Annotated in this window: 5 protein-coding genes; all 5 read right to left on the bottom strand. The window is 70.6% G+C overall.

Features of this window, described 5'->3' with window-relative positions:
• Nucleotides 1-626, bottom strand: a 626-nt coding sequence (locus tag G6026_RS10255) for a hypothetical protein (protein WP_206681819.1), incomplete at its 3' end; no start/stop codon positions are given.
• On the bottom strand, nucleotides 623-1,492 hold the full coding sequence (locus G6026_RS10260; RefSeq protein WP_182613117.1) for a heme ABC transporter ATP-binding protein: 870 nt from the start codon (nucleotides 1,490-1,492) through the stop codon (nucleotides 623-625). The genes G6026_RS10255 and G6026_RS10260, both read right to left, overlap by 4 nt.
• Nucleotides 1,489-2,517: an iron ABC transporter permease gene (locus G6026_RS10265; RefSeq protein WP_309230197.1), complete on the bottom strand. Its 1,029-nt coding sequence runs from the start codon at nucleotides 2,515-2,517 to the stop codon at nucleotides 1,489-1,491. The genes G6026_RS10260 and G6026_RS10265 overlap by 4 nt, the downstream gene beginning before the upstream one ends.
• A gap of 86 nt (nucleotides 2,518-2,603) precedes the next feature.
• Nucleotides 2,604-3,701 carry an ABC transporter substrate-binding protein gene (locus tag G6026_RS10270; protein ID WP_107755819.1) on the bottom strand — a complete coding sequence of 366 codons (1,098 nt, stop codon included), beginning with the start codon at nucleotides 3,699-3,701 and terminating at the stop codon, nucleotides 2,604-2,606.
• 246 nt (nucleotides 3,702-3,947) lie between these two features.
• A partial coding sequence (locus tag G6026_RS17330; protein WP_241728015.1) for a hypothetical protein occupies nucleotides 3,948-4,103 on the bottom strand: 156 nt, incomplete at its 5' end.

Genomic DNA, 4,103 nt, shown 5'->3' on the forward strand with positions numbered 1-4,103 from the left:
GCTCCCGCCGCCGGCGACTGCTCGACCGCGGGTGCGGGGTCCCCGGCCCGGAAGGTCACCGGGGTGAAGGTCTCGTTGGCGCCGTTGCGCACCCCGTGCGCGCCCCAGGTGAGGAAACCGCAGGTGACCTTGGTGCAGTCGATGCTCTTGCCCCCGGCTCCGGTGAACGTGGGACCCGGGACCGTGAGGTTCACCCGGAACGATCCATCGGAACCCATCGTCGCCTGGGCTTCTCCGGCCGTCGACGAGCCGGGGAAGGCGACGAATGCCTGGTATCCCTGGTTGCTGCGCGACTGCTCGTCCGGGACGTAGTCGTAGGTCCGGCCCGTCGCGCCACCGTTGGACGGCCCCCACCCGGATCCGCTGACCCAGCCGAACCCGACGTACACGCCACCGAAACCGCCCTCGACCGCCTGGAAACCCGAACCCGACAGGGTGAACCCGGTCGTGCCCGACGTCGACGCCACCGCCCCGCCCAGCGAACTCGATGCCGTCAGTCGCGCGGCGGCGTGCGCCGTGGCCTGGGTCAGCACGGCCAGCACCGAGGTGCCGAGCAGCGCCAGTGTCAGAACGGCGACGATCCGGGCCACGGTCGCCCGTGCCGTTGATGACAGTGTGTGTCTCACGAGAACTCCTTGACGAGGGCCGACGCGTGTGTGGTGTCGACCGCGGGCTCCACCGGCGTCCGGGCGGTCCGGAATCGTCGTCGATCCGGGGTGACCAACAGATCACCGGTGACGGGATGCCGGTCGACGACGACCGGCTGCTGGTAGACCTCTTCCACCAGTTCGGAGGTGAGGACCTGCTCCGGGGACCCCTCGGCCCGTATGCGGCCGTCCGAGATCATCACGAGACGGTCGGACCACGCGGCCGCCAGCTCGAGGTCGTGCAGCACCACGACCACCGCCCCACCGGCGTCGGCCACGGTCCGGGCCAGTTCCAGGACGACCTCCTGATGGCGCAGGTCGACCGCCGCGGTGGGTTCGTCCAGCAACAACACACCGGCGCGTTGCGCGAGCGCCCTCGACAGGGAGACGCGCGCCTTCTCACCACCGGACAGGGTCGGGAAGGTCCGGGACCGCAGGTGGGCGGTGTCGGTGGCGGCCAGCGATTCCTCGATGACCTCCTCGTCGTGGTCGCCCTCCGGCCGCGCCGCCCAGGGTGCGCGACCCATCGCGACGATCTCCCGCACGGTGAAGGGGAAGGCGACGGAGTTGGCCTGGGTGAGCAACGCTCGGCGCCGGGCGAGATCCCCGAGGCGCCACCGCCGTAGATCGCGGCCGTCGAGGACGGTGCGGCCGGCGTCGGGGTGGGTGTCCCCCGCCACCACGCCGAGCAGCGTCGACTTCCCCGCCCCGTTGGGACCCACCAGAGCGAGCACCTCACCGGCATAGATCTCCAGGTCCACCGAATCGAGCAGGGTCCGACCGCCGAGGCGTACCGTGACCCCCTCGGCGGACACCACCGGCACGCGTGTTTCGCCGCCGCTCATCCCCAGCCCCCCGCGGTACGACGTGTGCGGTGCAGCAGCCAGAAGAAGAACGGGCCGCCGACGGCGGCCGTCACCATGCCGAGCGGCAACTCCGCGTAGTCCACCGCGGTCCGGGCCAGCAGATCCGCGGCCAGCAGGCACACCGCGCCGCCCAGCGCGGACGCCGGCAGCAGCAGTCGGTGTCCCGGACCGGCGATCATGCGGATGAGGTGCGGCACCACCAGTCCCACGAAGGCGACGATTCCGCAGAAGCTCACCGCAGCGGCCGTGAGCAGTCCGACCAGCAGGATGGAGTGGATTCGCAGTCGCTCGACGTCAACGCCCAGGTGACGGGCCGGACGCTCCCCCAACGCGAGCAGGTCGAGCGGCCGCGCCAGGCGGGTCGCCAGGGCCAGTCCGAGCAGCGCCAGGGGCGCCACCACCAGGACGTGGTCCCACCGGCTGCCGTTCAGACTCCCCAGCTGCCAGAAGACGATCTCCTCGCGGGCCTGGGTGTCTCCGAGGAACATGAGCAGGGCGAGCGCGGCTCCCGCCACGGCGTTCACGGCGATGCCGGTCAACACCAGGGTGACCACCTCGGTCCGGCCGTTACTCCGACTGAACAGGTACACCACCGTCGTGGTGAGGATGCCGGCGACGAAGGCGCAGACGACGCTGGTCCAGACACCGAAGGCGGTCAGCCCGAACACGATCGCCGCTGCCGCGCCCACGGCCGCACCGGCGGACACCCCCACCACACTGGGCTCGGCGAGCGGGTTGCCGAACGCTCCCTGCATGAGCGCACCGGCCACCGCGAGGGCGGCGCCCACGACCATCGCCATCGCCACTCTGGGGAAGCGGACGCTCCATAACGTGGCATCGGCGCGGGGGTGGCTCGCGGCGGGGCCGAGGTCGACACCGAGACCGCGGAGGAACCCGGAGGCGACCTCTGTCGCGGGGATGGGCAGCTGTCCCGACGCCGCGGCCACCACGCCCAGAACCCCGAGGGCCACCGCCAGCCCGACGATCAGCAGGCCCCCGGTCACAATGCGGTGGGCGCCGCCGGATGTACGCGCAGGGACGGGGTGTGACGTCGGCCGGCCGACCCGCGCCCGTGACTCCTCGGTGAGCGTCACAGCGCGTCGGGGGCGTAGAGGGCCACGGCAAGGGCGTTGAGCACCGCGGGGGTCCTGGTGCCGAAGGACAGGACGAGGTCGTCGTTCATCGCGACGATCCGCCGGTTCGCCCCGGCGGGCGTCTGGGCCATGGCCGGGAACCTCTCGAGCAGCCCGTCGACGCCGCCGACGGACTCGAGCCCCTTGTTCATCATGATGATGACGTCCGGCTGGGCGGCGATGAGCCCCTCGTCGTTGGCCGGTTTGGCGCCCTTCCACCCGACCTCGGAGGACACGTCGTACCCGCCGGCGGCGGTGATCAACTCGTCCGCGCCGCTGTCCTGGCCGAACATGTAGTAGACCCCGGCGTTACCACGTGCGTAGAGGAACACGGTGCGCAGCCGCGCGGTCTCCGATTCCGGCACGACAGACGAGATCGATCGTTCGGTCTCGACGATCTTCGCGCGGGTTCGCTCCCCCAGTTCACGGCCCAACTCGGGCACCCCGAGGCCGTCCGCGACGGCCCGGGTGAGCGCCTCGACGTTGTCCGGGGACCGGTGCGAGTCCACCACGATGACGGGGATCCCCGCGTCGCGCAGCTGCAGGATCACGTCCCACGGACCGAGCGAGGTGTCCGTGATGATCACACTGGGATCGAGAGCGAGGATCGCCTCGGCGTTGAGCTGGTGACCGTCCTGCGTGACCAGTGGGCGATCAGCGATCTCGGCGAAGGCCGAGGAGACGTCCCGGCCGATCACGTTGTCACCCAACCCGAGTTCGAACACGATGCGCGAGAGCGTTCCGTAGATGTCCAGGGGCAGGATCCGGGAGACGTCGGCGACCTCGACGACCGTGCCCTGGTTGTCGGTGACCACGGCGGGCAGCTGCGGGGCGGGGTCGGTCGCGACGGGCTCGACCGGGTCGTCGACCAACTCCAGGGCGAGTTCGCCGGAGAAGGATCGTGGGTCCTCGATCGCCGAGACCTCCGACGCGAGCGGTATCCCCGAGATGGTGGCGGGGTCTCCGCCGAGCCCGGTCGCGACGCCGCACGAGGTCAGGGAGAGAGCCAGGAGGGCGACGGCCAGCCGGAGCGAGCCTGAGCGCTGTCTGAACATGCGGCTACAGTAGCACCCAAACAAAGGACAGCCTAACCTTCACATGGGAAGCCTTGCCTAATTTACAAAATCGCAGGCAGAGGACGGTTCTCGCGTGCCGAACTCGATCGCCCTCGCCCACACGGGGTCGACTGAGAACGGTGAATTACCCCCAACACGGCGACGACACGCGGCCGCCCCCGGGGCGATCCCCGGGGGCGGCCGCTTCTGTCTCGTCCGGCTCGGGCCTTCGAGCCCGTGGCCGTTTCACTCCTGTTCGGCGGCAGCCTTCCTCAGCGACTCGGTGGGCAGGAAGTGGTCACCGTACTTCGCGGCGAGCTCCTCGGCGCGGGCGACGAAGCCCTTGTAACCCGACGGTTCCGTGGCGCCCGGTGCCGCGTAGTTCCTGGCGTACTGGCGGGA

The sequence above is a fragment of the Dietzia sp. DQ11-38-2 genome, from assembly GCF_014145055.1.
Lineage (GTDB): Bacteria > Actinomycetota > Actinomycetes > Mycobacteriales > Mycobacteriaceae > Dietzia.

Bases quoted from the DNA above. Each gene is read 5' to 3' on its own strand.
- G6026_RS10260 (WP_182613117.1), bottom strand. From the start codon at position 1,492: ATGAGCGGCGGCGAAACACGCGTGCCGGTGGTGTCCGCCGAGGGGGTC.
- G6026_RS10270 (WP_107755819.1), bottom strand. From the start codon at position 3,701: ATGTTCAGACAGCGCTCAGGCTCGCTCCGGCTGGCCGTCGCCCTCCTG.